Source organism: Streptomyces exfoliatus, assembly GCF_000725545.1.
Taxonomy (GTDB): domain Bacteria; phylum Actinomycetota; class Actinomycetes; order Streptomycetales; family Streptomycetaceae; genus Streptomyces; species Streptomyces exfoliatus.
The window spans coordinates 1-17,141 of the sequence record NZ_JNZP01000017.1 but is presented as its reverse complement, the minus strand read 5'-3'; the positions used below and the strand labels follow the sequence as shown (position 1 = coordinate 17,141).

Annotated in this window: 14 protein-coding genes, 1 pseudogene and 1 riboswitch; of the genes and pseudogenes, 8 read left to right on the top strand and 7 right to left on the bottom strand. The window is 70.5% G+C overall.

The features are described from left to right. Positions 1-41 precede the first annotated feature (41 nt). The 4 genes from IO20_RS0120690 to def all read left to right on the top strand — a co-directional run bounded on the left by IO20_RS0120690 (position 42) and on the right by def (position 4,440). Entirely contained in the window at positions 42-1,424 is a 1,383-nt protein-coding gene (locus tag IO20_RS0120690) for an HD-GYP domain-containing protein (protein ID WP_342668779.1), read from the top strand. Next, complete coding sequence (locus tag IO20_RS0120685; protein WP_030548425.1) at positions 1,421-2,680, top strand: HD-GYP domain-containing protein; 1,260 nt, start codon at positions 1,421-1,423, stop codon at positions 2,678-2,680. Before IO20_RS0120690 ends, IO20_RS0120685 begins: the two co-directional genes overlap by 4 nt. 79 nt (positions 2,681-2,759) lie before the next feature. Continuing rightward, the gene (locus IO20_RS0120680) at positions 2,760-3,740 is read left to right on the top strand and encodes a tetratricopeptide repeat protein (RefSeq protein WP_030548424.1); all 981 of its coding nucleotides are present in this window, start codon (positions 2,760-2,762) and stop codon (positions 3,738-3,740) included. A 61-nt stretch (positions 3,741-3,801) separates the two neighbouring features. Then, entirely contained in the window at positions 3,802-4,440 is a 639-nt protein-coding gene (gene def, locus IO20_RS0120675; protein ID WP_030548423.1) for a peptide deformylase, read from the top strand. Positions 4,441-4,520: 80 nt separating this feature from the next. Here the strand turns inward: def and IO20_RS0120670 are convergent, their stop codons facing one another. The 6 genes from IO20_RS0120670 to IO20_RS0120645 form a co-directional block, all read right to left on the bottom strand. Next, a complete protein-coding gene (locus IO20_RS0120670; protein ID WP_030548422.1) occupies positions 4,521-5,537 on the bottom strand; it encodes a ribonucleotide-diphosphate reductase subunit beta in 1,017 nt (338 codons plus the stop codon). Beyond that, a complete protein-coding gene (locus IO20_RS0120665; protein WP_030548421.1) occupies positions 5,537-7,918 on the bottom strand; it encodes a ribonucleoside-diphosphate reductase subunit alpha in 2,382 nt (793 codons plus the stop codon). The genes IO20_RS0120670 and IO20_RS0120665 overlap by 1 nt, the downstream gene beginning before the upstream one ends. A 133-nt stretch (positions 7,919-8,051) precedes the next feature. After that, a riboswitch (cobalamin riboswitch) is annotated at positions 8,052-8,184 on the bottom strand. 54 nt (positions 8,185-8,238) lie between these two features. Next, positions 8,239-8,739, bottom strand: coding sequence for a GNAT family N-acetyltransferase (locus IO20_RS0120660; protein WP_030548420.1), 501 nt, complete (start codon positions 8,737-8,739; stop codon positions 8,239-8,241). 103 nt (positions 8,740-8,842) lie between these two features. Continuing rightward, positions 8,843-10,468, bottom strand: coding sequence for a monocarboxylate uptake permease MctP (mctP, locus tag IO20_RS0120655; RefSeq protein WP_030548418.1), 1,626 nt, complete (start codon positions 10,466-10,468; stop codon positions 8,843-8,845). Then, positions 10,465-10,728: a DUF3311 domain-containing protein gene (locus tag IO20_RS0120650; RefSeq protein WP_063761386.1), complete on the bottom strand. Its 264-nt coding sequence runs from the start codon at positions 10,726-10,728 to the stop codon at positions 10,465-10,467. The genes mctP and IO20_RS0120650 overlap by 4 nt, the downstream gene beginning before the upstream one ends. A gap of 177 nt (positions 10,729-10,905) precedes the next feature. Next, positions 10,906-11,670, bottom strand: coding sequence for a GntR family transcriptional regulator (locus IO20_RS0120645; RefSeq protein WP_030207378.1), 765 nt, complete (start codon positions 11,668-11,670; stop codon positions 10,906-10,908). A 285-nt stretch (positions 11,671-11,955) separates the two neighbouring features. Here IO20_RS0120645 and IO20_RS0120640 point away from each other — a divergent pair, with 285 nt between their 5' ends. The 4 genes from IO20_RS0120640 (at position 11,956) to IO20_RS0120625 (ending at position 16,809) form a co-directional block, all read left to right on the top strand. Then, positions 11,956-13,251 (top strand): extracellular solute-binding protein, encoded by a 1,296-nt coding sequence (locus IO20_RS0120640; protein WP_030548413.1) that lies wholly within the window; start codon positions 11,956-11,958, stop codon positions 13,249-13,251. 138 nt (positions 13,252-13,389) lie between these two features. Further along, positions 13,390-14,412, top strand: coding sequence for a carbohydrate ABC transporter permease (locus tag IO20_RS0120635; RefSeq protein WP_030207372.1), 1,023 nt, complete (start codon positions 13,390-13,392; stop codon positions 14,410-14,412). Then, positions 14,409-15,275, top strand: coding sequence for a carbohydrate ABC transporter permease (locus IO20_RS0120630; protein ID WP_078623429.1), 867 nt, complete (start codon positions 14,409-14,411; stop codon positions 15,273-15,275). The genes IO20_RS0120635 and IO20_RS0120630 overlap by 4 nt, the downstream gene beginning before the upstream one ends. 7 nt (positions 15,276-15,282) lie before the next feature. Further along, on the top strand, positions 15,283-16,809 hold the full coding sequence (locus tag IO20_RS0120625) for a glycoside hydrolase family 3 protein (protein WP_030548411.1): 1,527 nt from the start codon (positions 15,283-15,285) through the stop codon (positions 16,807-16,809). A 91-nt stretch (positions 16,810-16,900) separates the two neighbouring features. Here the strand turns inward: IO20_RS0120625 and IO20_RS0120620 are convergent. Then, positions 16,901-17,141: pseudogene (locus IO20_RS0120620) on the bottom strand (glucosamine-6-phosphate deaminase); the annotation flags it as partial.

The window sequence follows — 17,141 nt, the reverse complement described above, 5'->3', positions numbered from 1 at the left end:
CCCCGGCAGCCCAACTCGCTAGCGTGACAGGCGTGATGGGCGTGAAGGTCATTCCGCGAGCGGCCCGCGTGTACATCGGCTGCGCCCTGCTCGGCGCCGGGGCCTGCGCCCTGCCCGCGCTGCGCCCCGGCGCGGCCACCCCCTGGAGCACGGTCGCGCTCCTCGCCGCCCTGTACGCGCTCTGCGAGCTGCCCGCCCGCTGCCGGCTCCTCGGCCGCGCCCTCGGCGGCTCCGTCCCCATGGGCACCGGCTCCTTCTTCCCCGTCCTCCTCGCCGCCGCCCTGCTCCTGCCGCCCTCCGCCGCCGCGCTCACCGCCCTGCCCGGCAGCCTCCTCGCCCGCGTCGACGAACCCCCCGCCGCACCCCGCCGCGCCTGGCGGGCCGCCGCCACGGCCCTCGCCGTCTGGGCCGCCGCCCGCGCCGCCGGGGCCCTCGGCAGCGCCGAAGCCCTCGGACACGGCCCCGACGTCCCCGACTTCCCCTACGCCCTGCTCCCCGCCGGCGCGGCCGCCCTCACCTTCTGCCTCGTCCTGACCGCCCTCGACGGCGGCATCAGGGCCGCCGCCGACGGACTGCCCCCACGGGCCGCCTGGCGCGGCCTCCTCGGCCGCGCGCTCGCCCCGCACGCCGTGCACGGGCTCGCCGGCCTGATGATGGCCGTCCTCTGGCGCAGCACCCACGGCCCGGTCTCGGCGCTCTTCGTGCTCCTCCCGATGTACATCTCCTGCTGGGTCTTCGCCCAGTACCACCGGGAAAGGGCCGCCCACCAGGCCACCATCCGCGCCCTCGTCCAGGCCGTCGACATCAAGGACCGGTACACCCGCGGCCACAGCGAACGCGTCGGACACGCCTCCGTCCTGATCGCCCGTGAGCTGGGCATGCCCGAGGACCGCCTCGACGTCGTACGGTTCGCCGGCATCCTCCACGACGTCGGCAAACTGGGCGTCCCCACCCGCGTCCTCCGCAAGGACGGGCCCCTCACCCCCGAGGAACGCCGGATCATCGAACTGCACCCGGAGTACGGCCACGAGATGGTCCGGGGCATCGGCTTCCTCGGCGACGCGCGGGCCGCGATCCTCCACCACCACGAACGCATGGACGGCAGCGGATACCCGTACGGCCTGCACGGCGACGAGATCCCCGAAGTCGCCCGGGTCGTCGCCGTCGCCGACGCCTTCGACGCGATGACCTCCACCCGCTCCTACAGCCGGGCCCGCCCCGTGCCGACCGCCGTCGCCGAACTGGAGCGGTGCGCGGGCACCCACTTCGACCCCCGGATGGTGGCCGCCCTCGTCAGCGCCCTCGACCGGCACGGCTGGCAGCCCGCCGTCACCGCCGACACCGCCGAGGACCCGGCCCCGTCGGCCGAGCACGTTCCCCCGCCCCGCGAACCCCTGCCCGCCCAACCGAAGGAACACGCGTGAGGCCCGGCGCCGCCACCGTCGGCGCCGTCCACGGCGCCGCACTGCTCCTCAGCCTCGCCGGCCTCGGCGCCACCCTCTGGTACGGCGTCGCCGAACCCGGCAACGCCCTCGCCTTCGGCACCCTCGTGGCCCTCGGCGAACTCGCCCGCTGGGGCGCCTCCCCGGACGAGAGGGAACCGGCACCGCTCGCCGCCGCCGGAGCCCTCGCCTACGCCCTGCTCGGAACGAGCGGAGGCGCCGCCACCACCCACGGCGTCCTCCAGATCGTCGCCGTCGTCGTCGCCGCGGGGCTCGCCGGGATCGTCCCCCACATCGCCCGGGGCCGCGGACCCGGCCGCGACCACCTCGCCCGCCGCGTCCTCACCGTCGGCTTCGCCGCGCTCTGCTTCCAGCCCCTCTACAACTCCGGCATCCTCGTCGAGCACCTCGGCCAGGGCCCGCCGTACGCCCTCTTCCTGCTGCTCCTGCTCGTCCTCACCGCCCTCTGCGACGCGGTCCTCGCCGCCCTCCTGCTCCGCGCCCGCACCGGGTTCCCGTACGGCCCCCTCCTGCGCGACGAACTCCGCGCCCTCCTCGGCATCGGCTCCGCCGTCTGCGCCACCGGCACCGTCATGGCGCTCGGCGTGGCCGCCGCCGGACTCTGGGCCCTGCCCGTGCTCGCCGTACCGCTCCTCCTCACCCAGGTCTCCTTCCGGCGGTACGCCGCCGTGCGCACCGTCAACCGGCAGACCATCGCCTCCCTCGCGCGTGCCACCGAGATCGCCGGCTGCACCCCGCCCGGCCACGCCCGCAGGGTCGCGGCCATCAGCGCGGCCGTCGGGCGCGAGCTGGGCCTCTCCGGGGCCGAGCTGACCGTCCTGGAACACGCGGCGCTCATGCACGACATCGGACAGCTCTCCCTCGTCGACCCGGTCGCGGGCGGCGCCACCGCCCTCCTCCCGTGCGGCGAGCAGCGCCGGATCGCCCTCCTGGGCGGCGAGGTCGTCCGCAGGACGGGCGTCCCCGAGGCCGTCGCCCTCGTCGTCGAGCGGCAGGCCGACCCGTACCGTGACCAGCCGCTGTCCGCCCGGATCGTCCGGGCCGTGAACGCCTACGACGACCTCGCGGGCGGCGAGGGCCCGGTCGCCGCCCTCGACGCCCTGGAGCGGCTCCGGCTGGCCACCGCCCGCGACTTTCACCCGGATGTCGTCGAATGCCTGGCCAGGGTCCTGGCGCGACGGGGAACCGCTGGGGTGACCTCGGCCCCCACGGGGTAACCCATGGGTAATGAGCGCGCGTCCGACCGGGCATGGTTGGATGCGAACAAGAGGGTGAAGCGACCGGCAGGCGGGAATCGTGAAGATCTTCGGGAAGGTACGGCATCGGCCCTCCGCCTCGTGGCGGCAGGCCACCGACCGCGCGTTCACGCTGATCGGCGACGGCCGGTACGAGGACGCGGGCGCGCTCCTCACGCGCGCGGCGGACCTGGAACCCTGGCTCTCGGAGTCCTGGTTCAACCTGGCGCTGCTGCACAAGTTCCGGCACGACTGGGAGCAGGCGCGGGCCGCCGGGCTCCGCGCGGTCGCGCTGCTCGACAAGGAGACCGGCGCCCCCGACTGGTGGAACGTCGGCATCGCCGCCACCGCCCTCCAGGACTGGCCCCTGGCCCGCCGCGCCTGGCAGGCGTACGGCCTCAAGGTCCCCGGCGCCGCCGCGGGCACCGGCGAGCCCGCCGGGATGGAGCTGGGCAGCGCCGCCGTCCGCCTCTCGCCCGAGGGCGAGGCCGAGGTCGTGTGGGGCCGCAGGCTCGACCCGGCCCGGATCGAGGTCCTCTCCATCCCGCTGCCGTCCTCCGGACGGCGCTGGGGCGAGGTCGTCCTCCACGACGGGGTGCCGAACGGCGAGCGGACCACCACCGCAGGCCCCTCCTACCCGGTCTTCGACGAGATCGAGCTGTGGGCGCCCTCACCCGTACCCACCTGGGTCGTCCTCCTGGAGGCCGCCACCGAGGCCGACCGGGACGCCCTGGAGCAGCTCGCCGCGGAGGCGGGCTTCGCCGCCGAGGACTGGTCGTCCTCCGTGCGGCTGCTCTGCCGTGCCTGCTCCGAGTCGACCATGCCCAGTGCCGAGGGCGAGGGCGAGCACTCCGACCCGCACGACCACAGCGAGCCGGGACACCCCGGGCCGCTCGGCCACCGCTCGCCCGGCGAGCTGTGGGTGCCGGAGCGGGAGTGCGGCCTCGCGGCCCCGGCCGGCCTGGTGCGCGGACTCCTCGACGGCTGGGTGGCGGACAGCCCGGACAGCCGTGAGTGGCGCGATCTGGAAGAGGTCTGCTGACCACTGCCCGTAGGCTGTACGGGATCGTTTACTGGGGTTCCGAGGAAGGCACGCGCCGGACATGACGCAGCAGGACACTGACGAGCAGCTCAACGACGGAAACGACGGATTCGTCGTGGACACGGAGGACTGCGAGGCGCGCGAGCTCGCGTACCGCGAGCGTGGCACGGCCCGCCCGATCACCGTCGTCGGCAACCCCGTGCTCCACCGGGAGTGCAAGGACGTCACCGAGTTCGACGACAAGCTCGCGTCCCTCATCGACGACATGTTCGCCAGCCAGAAGGCCGCCGAGGGCGTGGGCCTGGCCGCCAACCAGATCGGCGTGGACCTGAAGGTCTTCGTCTACGACTGCCCCGACGACGAGGGCGTCCGGCACACGGGCGTCGTGGTCAACCCGGTCCTCCAGGAGCTTCCGGCCGACCGGCGCGTCCTCGACGAGTCCAACGAGGGCTGCCTCTCCGTTCCGACCGCGTACGCCGAGCTGGCCCGCCCCGACTACGCGGAGGTCCACGGCCAGGACGCCCAGGGCAACCCGATCAAGGTGCGTGGCACCGGCTACTTCGCCCGCTGCCTCCAGCACGAGACGGACCACCTGTACGGCTACCTGTACATCGACCGCCTCTCCAAGCGCGACCGCAAGGACGCCCTGCGCCAGATGGAAGAGGGCACCCCGAGGTACGAGGTCGTCCCGAACGCCTGACCCCGCCCGCACGCTTGACCCGCCCGACGAGAAGGGCCCCGCACTCCAGGAGTGCGGGGCCCTTCTCGTGTCCGTACGGGTCAGAAGTCCTCGTCCAGGTCCACCGAGCCCTCGACCGCCACCTGGTAGGCGGACGGGCGGCGCTCGAAGAAGTTCGTGAGCTCCTGGACGCCCTGGAGCTCCATGAACGCGAACGGGTTCTCCGAGCCGTACACCGGGGGGAAACCGAGGCGCTGGAGGCGCTGGTCGGCGACGCACTGGAGGTACTCGCGCATCGACTCGGTGTTCATGCCGGGCAGGCCGTCGCCGCACAGGTCGCGGCCGAACTGCAGCTCCGCCTCGACGGCTTCCCGCAGCATGTCGGTGACCTGCTGCTGGAGCGCGTCGTCGAAGAGCTCCGGCTCCTCCTTGCGGACGGTGTCCACGACCTCGAAGGCGAAGTTCATGTGCATCGTCTCGTCACGGAACACCCAGTTGGTGCCGGTCGCGAGACCGTGCAGCAGACCGCGGGACCGGAACCAGTACACGTACGCGAAGGCGCCGTAGAAGAACAGGCCCTCGATGCACGCGGCGAAGCAGATCAGGTTCAGCAGGAAGCGGCGGCGGTCGGCGGCCGTCTCCAGCTTCTCGATCTTCTCGACCGAGTCCATCCACTTGAAGCAGAACTGCGCCTTCTCGCGGATGGACGGGATCTCCTCGACCGCGTCGAACGCGGCGGCGCGGTCGGCCGGGTCGGGCAGGTACGTGTCGAGCAGCGTCAGATAGAACTGGACGTGCACGGCCTCCTCGAACAGCTGGCGCGACAGGTACAGGCGCGCCTCCGGGGAGTTGATGTGCTTGTACAGCGTCAGGACCAGGTTGTTCGAGACGATCGAGTCGCCCGTCGCGAAGAACGCGACCAGGCGGCCGATCATGTGCTGCTCACCCGGCGTGAGCTTGGCGAGGTCGGCGACGTCCGAGTGGAGGTCGACCTCCTCCACGGTCCAGGTGTTCTTGATGGCGTCCCGGTAGCGCTCGTAGAAGTCCGGGTAACGCATCGGACGCAGGGTCAGCTCGAAGCCCGGGTCGAGGAGGTTCTTGTTGTCGCTGGTGCTCATTACTGGCAGGCCTCGCAGGACTCGGGGTTTTCGAGGGAGCAGGCGAGGGCGTCCGCGTCGGGGGTCGCCTGCTGTACGGGAATGGTGGCGGCGGCCGTCGACGCCTGCGCGGCGCGGGCGATCCGGGTCGCCGGGCGGGAACGCAGGTAGTACGTCGTCTTCAGACCCTGCTTCCAGGCGTACGCGTACATCGACGACAGCTTGCCGATCGTCGGCGTCTCCAGGAACAGGTTCAGCGACTGCGACTGGTCCAGGAACGGCGTACGGGCGGCGGCCATGTCGATCAGACCGCGCTGCGGGATCTCCCACGCCGTGCGGTACAGCTCGCGCACCTCGGCCGGGACCCAGGTGAAGCCGGCCACGGAGCCGTTGGCGTCGCGCAGCGCGTCACGGGTCTGCGCGTCCCACACGCCGAGCCGCTTCAGCTCGTCGACCAGGTAGGAGTTGACCTGGAGGAACTCGCCGGACAGCGTCTCGCGCTTGAACAGGTTGGAGACCTGCGGCTCGATGCACTCGTAGACGCCCGCGATCGAGGCGATCGTCGCCGTCGGCGCGATGGCGAGGAGCAGGGAGTTGCGCATGCCGGTCGACGCGATGCGGGCGCGCAGCGCCGCCCACCGCTCCGGCCAGTTCAGCTCGACGTCGTAGTGGTCGGGGTGCAGGACACCACGGGCCGTACGGGTCTTGTCCCAGGCCGGCAGCGGGCCGCTGCGCTCGGCGAGGTCGGCGGAGGCCTCGTAGGCCGCCAGCATGATGCGCTCGGCGATCTTCGTCGACAGGGCGCGGGCCTCCGCCGAGTCGAACGGCAGCTTCAGCTGGAAGAAGACGTCCTGGAGGCCCATGGCGCCCAGGCCGACCGGCCGCCAGCGGGCGTTGGAGCGGCCCGCCTGCTCGGTCGGGTAGAAGTTGATGTCGACGACCCGGTCGAGGAAGGTGACGGCCGTGCTGACGGTGGCGTCGAGGCGCTCCCAGTCGATGTCCTGGGTCGAGGCGTCCACGAACGAGCCCAGGTTGACCGAGCCCAGGTTGCAGACGGCCGTCTCGCCGTCGTTCGTCACCTCGATGATCTCGGTGCAGAGGTTCGAGGAGTGGACGACGGTGCCGGGCTCGGCGGTCTGGTTGGCCGTCCGGTTCGAGGCGTCCTTGAAGGTCATCCAGCCGTTGCCGGTCTGGGCCAGGGTCCGCATCATCCGGCCGTACAGGTCACGGGCCGGCATGCTCTTGCGGGCCAGGCCCTTCGCCTCGGCGGCGCGGTAGGCGGCGTCGAACTCCTCGCCCCACAGGTCGACGAGCTCGGGCACGTCCGCGGGGGAGAACAGCGACCAGTCGGCGTCCGCGTTGACCCGGCGCATGAACTCGTCCGGGATCCAGTGCGCCAGGTTCAGGTTGTGCGTACGGCGCTGGTCCTCGCCCGTGTTGTCGCGGAGCTCCAGGAACTCCTCGATGTCCGCGTGCCAGGTCTCCAGGTAGACGGCGGCGGCGCCCTTGCGGCGCCCGCCCTGGTTCACGGCGGCGACGGAGGCGTCGAGGGTCTTCAGGAACGGCACGATGCCGTTGGAGTGCCCGTTGGTGCCGCGGATCAGCGAGCCGCGGGCGCGGATGCGGGAGTACGAGAGACCGATGCCGCCCGCGTGCTTCGAGAGGCGCGCCACCTGGTGGTAGCGGTCGTAGATGGAGTCCAGCTCGTCCTGCGGGGAGTCGAGCAGGTAGCAGGAGGACATCTGCGGGTGGCGGGTGCCGGAGTTGAAGAGCGTGGGGGAGGAGGGGAGGTAGTCCAGACGGCTCATCAGGCCGTACAGGGCGACCACCTCGTCGAGCGCGCGGACGCTCTCGTCCTCGGCCAGGCCGCAGGCGACGCGCAGCATGAAGTGCTGCGGCGTCTCGATGACCTTGCGGGTGATCGGGTGGCGCAGCAGGTAGCGCGAGTAGAGGGTGCGCAGACCGAAGTAGCCGAAGCGGTCGTCGCCCGCCGGGTCGATCGTCGCGTCGAGCCGGGCCGCGTGCAGGGCGACGAACTCGGCGGTGCGGTCGGCGATCAGGCCCTCGCGGTGACCGGTGGCGACGGAGGCGGAGAAGGAGACCGCGCCCTGGCCGGCCGCCTCGTCGGCGATGGTGACCGTCAGGAGCCGGGCGGCGAGCCGGGAGTACGCGGGGTCCTCGGCGATCAGGCCGGCGGCCGCCTCGGTGGCCAGCTCGCGCAGCTCCGCCTCGTCCGACGCGGCGCTGCGGCCGCGGAGCGCGGCGGCGGCGACCTTGCCGGGGTCGGTGTCGGGGAGATCGGCGGTGAGGTCGGTCAGGGTCCGCAGCAGTACGGTCCCGGGGCCGTCGCTCTCGACCGCGGAAACCTCGGCGGAAGCCGGATCGGCGGGCGCGATGGTCACGTGGGGGCTCTCCCTCGCTCGGCTCGGGGCCGCGGCGGGGGAAGGCGGGCAGGCGGGCATCCGTAACGCCGGACGCGACGCTTCCACCGGCCCACTCCGCGAGGCCCGGACGTCAGTGGCACCCGGAACGGACGGACCGGGTGCGCTGTCGGCAGGTCCTCGGACTCACGTCGTACGAAAATCGTCGTATCCGTACGAAGCACACCGTTGCGGGACAGTTCCGGATTCGCGCCGGATTCCCCTGCGTCGACAGCGAGGTCGAGCATACATGTGGGGGGCACCGCTCTTGGCACCCCCCACATGTTGTGTCGCCCGGCGGCTCAGAACTCCAGGGCGTAGGTCCTCAGCGTGTGGTCGGGGATGGGGTCCCAGTCGCGGTGCGGGGTGCGGACGAAGCCGAGGCGCTCGTATATCCGGTGCGCCGAGACCATCTTCGCGTCCGTGGAGAGCACGAGGCGCGCGCACCCGGGGAGGGCCCGTGCGCGCTCCACGCAGGCCCGTACGAGGGCTTCTCCGACGCCCCTGCCGCGGGCGTCGGGGGTGACCGCGAGCATTCGGAACTCGGCCTCGCCGGCGACCGCGATGTCCGCCCAGGGGGTGCCCCCGGTGGCGAAGGTCACCCCGCCGATGAGGTGCCCGTCGGCCTCCTCGGCGACGAGCACCTCGGCCTCGCGCGCCCGGCGTGCCGTGTCCCTGAGCACCTCCAGATAGAAGTCCTCCGCCCCGTACTTCAGCAGCCCGTCGTTCAGATAGGTCCCTGCGGTCAGCTCGCCGAGCGCCTCGTACTCCTCGGGCCGTACCGCCCTGATCGTGAAGTCCATGAGGGCAGTGTGCCTCCGACCGGCCGCCGGCTCCCAGAACGGCGAAGGCCGTCCTGCCCCCGGAGGGAGGCGGGACGGCCTTCGTGAGGTCGTGAGCGGGCGGTCAGTGGGTGTCGGCGCCGAGCTTCGGCATCTCGGTCTGCACGCCCTTGTCGCCGGCGTCCGCCGTGTAGTCCGAAGGGGAGGTCTCGTCGACGCCCTCGGGGGCCTTGACGGCCTTGAGGACGAAGGTGAGGACGACGGTGACGACGAGGTTCAGGACGAAGGCGGTGAGACCGATGTAGCCGATCTCGCCGATGCCCGGGATCTCGGTGGAGTGGCCGCCGAAGTGCTTCTGGGTCGGGCTGGCGACGCCGTACGCGGCGACCGTGCCGTAGATCATGCCGACGGCCCAGCCGGCGAGCAGCGCCCAGCGGTGCATCCAGCGGGTGAACAGGCCGCCGACGAGGGCGGGGAAGGTCTGCAGGATCCAGATGCCGCCGAGCAGCTGGAAGTTGATCGCTACCGTCTTGTCCATGGTGAGGACGAAGGCGAGCGCGCCGACCTTCACGAGGAGCGAGACCAGCTTGGAGACCTTCGTCTCCTGCGCCGGGGTGGCGTCCTTCTTGATGAAGTCCTTGTAGATGTTGCGGGTGAAGAGGTTGGCCGCGGCGATCGACATGATCGCGGCGGGCACGAGCGCGCCGATGCCGATCGCGGCGAACGCGACGCCCGCGAACCAGTCGGGGAACATCGTCTCGAAGAGCTGCGGGATGGCGAGCTGTCCGTTCTTCACCTGGATCCCGGCGGCGATCGCCATGAAGCCGAGCAGCGCGAGCAGGCCCAGCATCAGCGAGTACAGCGGCAGGATCGTGGTGTTGCGGCGGATGACCTCACGGCTCCGGGACGACAGGGTCGCCGTGATGGAGTGCGGGTACATGAACAGCGCGAGCGCCGAGCCCAGCGCGAGCGTCGCGTACGTCCACTGGCCGGCGTCACCGGGCACGAGCGAGCCGCGCGGCTTTCCGGTCGCCTCGTTGGTCTGCGCGTACGCCTCGCCCGCCTTGGCGAAGATCTCGTCGAAGCCGCCCAGCTTGATCGGGATGTAGATGATCGCCACCGCGATGACGATGTAGATCAGGGTGTCCTTGACGAAGGCGATGAGCGCGGGGGCGCGCAGACCCGAGGAGTACGTGTACGCCGCGAGGACGCCGAAGGCGATGAGCAGCGGCAGGTCCTTGATGAACCAGTGGGTGTCCTCGCCGCCGCCGACGCCCATCACGTCCAGGACGGCCTGGATGCCGACGAGCTGGAGCGCGATGTACGGCATGGTGGCGAGGATGCCGGTGACCGCCACCGCGAGGGAGAGGCCCTTGGAGCCGAAGCGGCCGCGCACGAAGTCCGAGGTGGTGACGTAGCCGTGCTTGTGCGAGACCGACCAGAGGCGCGGCAGGAAGGTGAAGATCAGCGGGTAGACCAGGATCGTGTACGGCACGGCGAAGAAGCCGGCCGCGCCCGCCGTGTAGATGAGCGCCGGGACGGCGACGAAGGTGTACGCGGTGTAGAGGTCGCCGCCGAGCAGGAACCAGGTCACCCAGGTGCCGAACGACCGGCCGCCCAGGCCCCATTCGTCGAGGCTGTTCTCGTTCTCGGCCCTGCGCCAGCGCGAGGCGAGGAAGCCCATGACCGTGACGGCCAGGAAGAAGAAGATGAAGACGGCGAGTGCGACGCCGTTCACGCCGTCCTTCATCGCGCGTCACCTCCCTTGCGGGCGCGCTGGTCCAGCTGCCACAGCTTGTACGCGACCATGGTGAGCGCGGTGGAGATCAGCACCCAGAGCATCTGGTACCAGTAGAAGAACGGAATGCCCGCGAAGAGCGGCTCGGTCTTCGCGTAGGAGCTCACCCAGAGCATCGCCACGAACGGCGCGAACAGGCAGAGTGCGATAACCACCCGCAGGGGCGTGATGGTCCCTTGATTCCCTTGTTTCCCTTGTGTCACTTCTGGCATCGTGCCTCGTCCCCTCGCTGATCACCTTGGTAATGGTGGGGAAATCTAGGGGACGCCTCAGCTCCACGGAACCCCCGTCCGTATAACGGATGTGATTGCCCCACGGAAGTTCCGGACATGCGAAACAAGGGGGTCGCCGAATTTCCGGCGACCCCCTTGTTCGGTGTGCGGATCCGCTCAGCCGTTGGGGCGCTTCAGGCGCGCCACGAACTTGTACCGGTCGCCGCGGTAGACGGACCGCACCCACTCCACCGGCTCGCCCTGGCCGTCGAGGGAGTGGCGGGAGAGCATCAGCATCGGCAGGCCCACGTCCGTACCGAGCAGTCCGGCCTCGCGCGGGGTGGCGAGGGAGGTCTCGATGGTCTCCTCGGCCTCGGCGAGGTGCACGTCGTAGACCTCGGCGAGCGCGGTGTACAGCGAGGTGTACTTGACCAGCGACCGGCGCAGCGCGGGGAAGCGCTTCGCCGACAGATGGGTGGTCTCGATCGCCATCGGCTCGCCGCTCGCGAGCCGCAGGCGCTCGATGCGGAGCACCCGGCCGCCGGTGGAGATGTCGAGCAGTCCGGCGAGCGTGTCGTCGGCGGTGACGTAACCGATGTCGAGGAGTTGCGAAGTCGGTTCGAGGCCCTGGGCGCGCATGTCCTCCGTGTAGGAGGTGAGTTGCAGGGCCTGGGAGACCTTGGGCTTGGCCACGAAGGTGCCCTTGCCCTGGATGCGCTCCAGGCGGCCCTCGACGACCAGCTCCTGGAGGGCCTGGCGCACGGTGGTGCGCGAGGTGTCGAACTCGGCGGCGAGAGTGCGCTCGGGCGGGACCGGCGTGCCGGGCGGCAGGGTGTCCGTCATGTCGAGCAAATGCCGCTTCAGTCGGTAGTACTTGGGCACGCGCGCGGTGCGGGTGGGTGTCCCACCCTCCGTCTCCGTGCTGCCCGCGTCCGTGGCCATGGCCTGCCTTCCCGACTCCTGTGCTGCTGCCGTCACCGGCTCCTCCGTCTGTCGCGGCTCACATGGTGGCACGGACCGGTCACGGGTCGTCGCCCTCCCTCAGGTGTCGGTCCGATAACGGACCCGACTGCCCTTCTTATACACCCTTGACACCCCTAAAGGTCTAGGCCAAGCTCCGGGTACTGGTCTAAACCATTAAAGACCAGGTCCCAGCCCCACGAGCACTACCTGACGTATGTCTTCGCGCGGTGGGCAGGGGTTGCAGGCATCCCTGAGGAGGGTGGCGTGAAGCGCAAGCTCATCGCGGCGATCGGCGTCGCAGGCATGATGGTCTCTATCGCTGCGTGCGGTTCGGACAGTGACAAGGGCAAGGACGGCGGCAAGGCGTCCGCCGGCGGCGACAAGACCCTGACCGTCTGGGTCATGGACGGTTCCGCTCCGGACGCGTGGATGGCCGAGGTGAACAAGGCCTTCGAGGCCAAGCACCCGGGCGTCAAGGTCAAGGTCGAGAAGCAGATCTGGAACGGCATCCAGGAGAAGGTCACCACCGCCCTCTCCGAGGACACCCCGCCGGACGTCCTGGAGCTTGGCAACACCCAGACCGCCGGCTACGCGGTCACCGGCGGTCTCGCCGACCTGACGGGCGACAAGGCCACGCTCGGCTACGACGCCTGGAACAAGGGCATGGTCGCCTCCAACGAGCTGGACGGCAAGCTCTACTCCGCCCCGTGGTACGCCGCCAACCGCGTCGTCGTCTACGACAAGGCGGCCTACAAGAAGGCCGGCGTCACCCCGCCGAAGACCCGCGCCGAGTGGATCGAGGGCCTGAAGAAGCTCAAGGCCTCCGACCCCAAGAGCCAGGCGATCTACCTGCCCGGCCAGAGCTGGTACGTCCTCGCGGGTCTCATCTGGGACGAGGGCAGCGACCTCGCGGTCAAGGACGGCGACAAGTGGAAGGGCAACCTGTCCTCCCCCGAGGCCGCCGCCGCCATGAACTTCTACAAGGAGCTGGCGTCCTACTCGACCGCTCCCAAGGACAAGGACGAGGCGACCCCGCAGCAGTCCACCGACGTCGTCCCCAAGGGCGGCGTGGCGTCCTGGATCGGTCTCGGCTGGGAGGCCGGCGGCGCGATCGACGCCATGAAGAAGGCCGGCAAGACCGCCGACTTCGGCTACTTCCCGATCCCGGGCAAGACCGCCGACAAGCCCGGCTCCGTCTTCCTCGGCGGCTCGAACCTCGCCATCGCCGAGCGCTCCCAGAACAAGGAGCTCGCGAAGGAGTGGCTGGCCCTCGCCGCCGGCAAGGACTTCATGACGAAGTACGCCGCCGCCACCGAGGGTGCGCTGCTTCCGAACACCGACGCCGCGCAGTTCAAGCCCGCCGCCGGCTCCTTCGCCGAGGCCATGGCCCTCTCCTCCGCCTCCGGCAAGGTCACCCCGGTGACCCCGGGCTGGGCGAACGTCGAGACCGCCCCGAACCCGATCAAGGACTACATGACCAAGGTCCTCAAGGGTGAGGACGCCAAGGCGGCCGGCGAGGCGGCCGACAAGGTCATCAACGAGCGCATCAACCAGCAGTAACCCGTAGCCCGGTGGTGCGGCCGGTATCGCACCGGCCGCACCACCGGGCGTTGTGCAGTGATGCAGTGATCAGCGGCCCGCTCCCCCGGGCCGCGCCCCGGTGGGCGCGGGAGCCCCAGAACCGCGAGGAATAAGACCATGACCGTGGACTCCCAGGGGACGGCGACCGCCGATCCTCAGGACGCGCCCGGAAGGGCGGCAGGAAAGTCCCAGACTCCGCCACCTTCTTCGGGCCCGAAGGAAGTCCTTCAGCCTCCACGCGGCAGACGCTCCCTGCCCAGCGGGCTGCTGCCGTACCTGCTCGTCGCGCCGGCCCTGCTGTCGATGGCGGCGCTCCTGCTCTACCCGCTGATCCGCAATGTGATCCTCTCCTTCCAGCAGCTCAACCGGAAGGAGTTCATCACCCGCGAGACGGTGTGGACCGGCTTCGACAACTACACCGAGCTCCTCGGCGACTCGCACTTCTGGACCGTCGTCGTCCGAAGCGTCGTCTTCACGGCCGTCAACGTCGCCCTCATCATGGCGATCGGCACCGGCATCGGACTGCTCCTGAACCGGCTCGGCAAGAAGATGCGCCTGGTCCTCTCGCTGTCCCTGATGTTCGCCTGGGCCATGCCGATCGTCGCCTCCGTCACGGTCTTCCGCTGGCTCTTCGACGAGCAGTTCGGCGTCGCCAACTGGGTGATGCGCACGCTCGGCTTCTCCGGCTACGAGCAGCACAACTGGTTCGAGACCGGCTTCTCCACCCTGGTCATCATCCTGCTCCTGCTCGTCTGGGGCTCCGTCCCCTTCGTCGCCCTCAACATGTACGCCGGCCTGACCACCGTCGGGACCGAGCTGTACGAGGCCGCCAAGATGGACGGCGCCAGCGGCTGGCGGACCTTCTGGGCCGTGGTCTTCCCGAACCTGAAGTCCTTCTTCATGATCACGACCTTCCTGGAGATCATCTGGATCTTCAAGGCGTTCGCCCAGGTCTACGCCATGAACCAGGGCGGCCCCGACCGCGGTTCCGAGACCCTCCCGGTCTACGCCTACATCGAGGGCGTCGGCCAGTTCCACTACGGTGTCGCCGCCGCCATCTCCATCCTGACGATCGTGATGCTCATCGCGGTCATGTCCTTCTACTTCCGCCTGATCCTGAAGCAGGAGGAGGAGCTGTGAGCGCCACCACCCAGACTCCGCAGAAACTGCGCACCAGGAAGCCGCTCACGGTCGGCACTGTCGCCAAGAACGTCAGCGCCCTCGTGCTCGCGGTGGTGTTCGTCTTCCCCGTCTACTGGATGTTCTCGTCCTCGCTGAAGCCGCAGCACGAGATCATGACGAAGGACCCCGTCTTCGTCTTCACGCCGACGCTGGAGAACTACACGACGGCGACCGGTGTCGACCTCTTCTGGACGTACGTCACCAACAGCCTCATGGTCACCATCGGGGCCGTGCTGCTCGCCCTCCTCGTCGCCCTGGCCGCGAGCTTCGCCATCGCCCGGATGAGGTTCAAGGGCCGCAAGGGCATCGTCCTCATCGTGATGCTGGCGCAGATGGCCCCCTGGGAGGTCATGGTCATCGCGATGTACATGATCTCCCGTGAGAACGACATGCTGAACAGCATTCCGATGCTCACGCTCGTCTACTTCGTCATGGTCCTCCCGTTCACGATCTGGACCCTGCGCGGCTTCATCGCCGCCGTCCCGGTCGAGCTGGAGGAGGCCGCGCAGATCGACGGCTGCACCCGCGGCCAGGCCTTCCGCAAGGTGATCTTCCCGCTCCTGGCCCCCGGCCTGATGTCGACCTCGCTCTTCGGCTTCATCACGGCCTGGAACGAGTTCGCCATGATCCTCATGCTGAACAAGGACAAGGAGTCGCAGACCCTGACGCTCTGGCTGACCCAGTTCCAGACCGCGTTCGGCAGCGACTGGGGCGCCACCATGGCCGCCTCCACGCTCTTCGCACTTCCCGTGCTCGTCGTCTTCCTCTTCCTCCAGCGCAAGGCCGTCGGCGGCATGACCGCCGGCGCGGTGAAGGGATAAGGGCCCCATGACCACACTCGTACACGGCACGGACACCCTGACCCGTGACGCGCTCACCGTGCTCCAGCCCGGCTTCGTCGGCACCACCGCCCCCGACTGGCTGCTCCGCCGCATCGGCGAGGGCCTGTCCTCCGTCGGACTGTTCGGCCGGAACATCGTCAGCCCCGAGCAGCTCACGGCGCTCACCGCGCAGCTGCGGGCCGAGCGGGACGACGTCCTCGTCGCCATCGACGAGGAGGGCGGGGACGTCACCCGCCTGGAGGTCAAGCAGGGCTCGTCGTTCCCCGGCAACTACGCGCTCGGCAGCGTGGACGACGTCGAACTCACCCGGGCCGTGGCCCGCGAGCTCGGCCGCCGGCTCGCCCGGTGCGGGGTCGACCTCAACTGGGCGCCCTCGGCGGACGTCAACTCCAACGCCGAGAACCCGGTCATCGGCGTCCGGTCCTTCGGGCCGGACCCGGACCTAGTCGCCCGGCACACCGTGGCGTACGTCGACGGCCTCCAGGGAGTCGGGGTCGCGGCCTGCACGAAGCACTTCCCCGGACACGGCGACACGAACGTGGACTCCCACGACGCGCTGCCCCGGATCGATGTGGACCTCGCCACACTGCACGCCCGTGAGCTGGTACCTTTCCGCGCCGCCGTCGCCGCGGGTACCAAAGCGGTCATGAGCGCGCATATTCTGCTCTCCGCGCTCGACCCGCACCGCCCGGCCACCCTGAGCCCGCAGATCCTCACCGGTCTGCTCCGCCAGGAACTGGGCTTCGAGGGGCTGATCGTCACCGACGGCATGGAGATGCAGGCCGTCGCGGCGACGTACGGCATCGAGCGCGGATCCGTCCTCGCCATCGCCGCGGGCGCCGACGCCATCTGCGTCGGCGGCGGGCTGTGCGACGAGGGCACCGTACTGCGGCTGCGCGACGCGCTCGTGAACGCGGTACGGACCGGTGAACTGCCCGAGGAGCGGCTGGCCGACGCCGCGGCGCGCGTGCGCGCCCTGGCGGCCTGGACCCAGTCGCACCGGGCGAGGGGCGGGGCTGAGACGGTGCCGGGCGCGGCAGTGCAGGAGGGGACCGCGCCCGGCGCCGACATCGGACTCGTCGCCGCCCGCCGGGCCCTCACGGTGACCCGGGGGGAGCGGCCGTACACGCCGATGACCAGCGCTCCCTACGTGGCCTCCTTCACGCCCGTCGCCAACTTCGCGGTCGGCGACGAGACCCCCTGGGGCATCGCCGCCGAACTCGGGCGACTGCTGCCCGGCACGGAGACCGGCTCCTACGCCGATTCCTCCGTGGACGCGGTCCTCGCCGCCGCGGGGGACCGGCGGATCGTGGCGGTGGTACGCGACGCCCACCGGCACCCGTGGATGACGGAGGCCCTGGACAGCCTCGTCGCGGCCCGCCCGGACACCGTGGTGGTCGAGATGGGCCTCAACGAGGCCGAGCCCCGTGGGGCCCTGCACATCGCCACCCACGGCGCTGCCCGCGTCTGCGGCCGCGCGGCCGCGGAGGCCGTGGTCGGTACCGCTTCCTGAGGGACTCCCGTACGCGAAGGGGCCCGGCACCTGGATCGAGGTGCCGGGCCCCTTCCTGTACGGGGGAGTGCGCACGGGGGTGCGTGCGGGTCTAGATCCCCTGCCAGGCGGGCTTGTTCGCGAAGGTGTGGCGGAAGTAGTCCGCGAGCTTCAGCTTGGAGGCGGCGGCCTCGTCCACCACGACCGTGGCGTGCGGGTGCAGCTGGAGCGCGGAGGCCGGCACGAGCGCCGCGACGGGGCCCTCGACGGTCTGCGCCACGGCCTCGGCCTTGCCCTCGCCGGTGGCGAGCAGCACCAGGTGGCGGGCCTCCAGGATGGTGCCGATGCCCTGG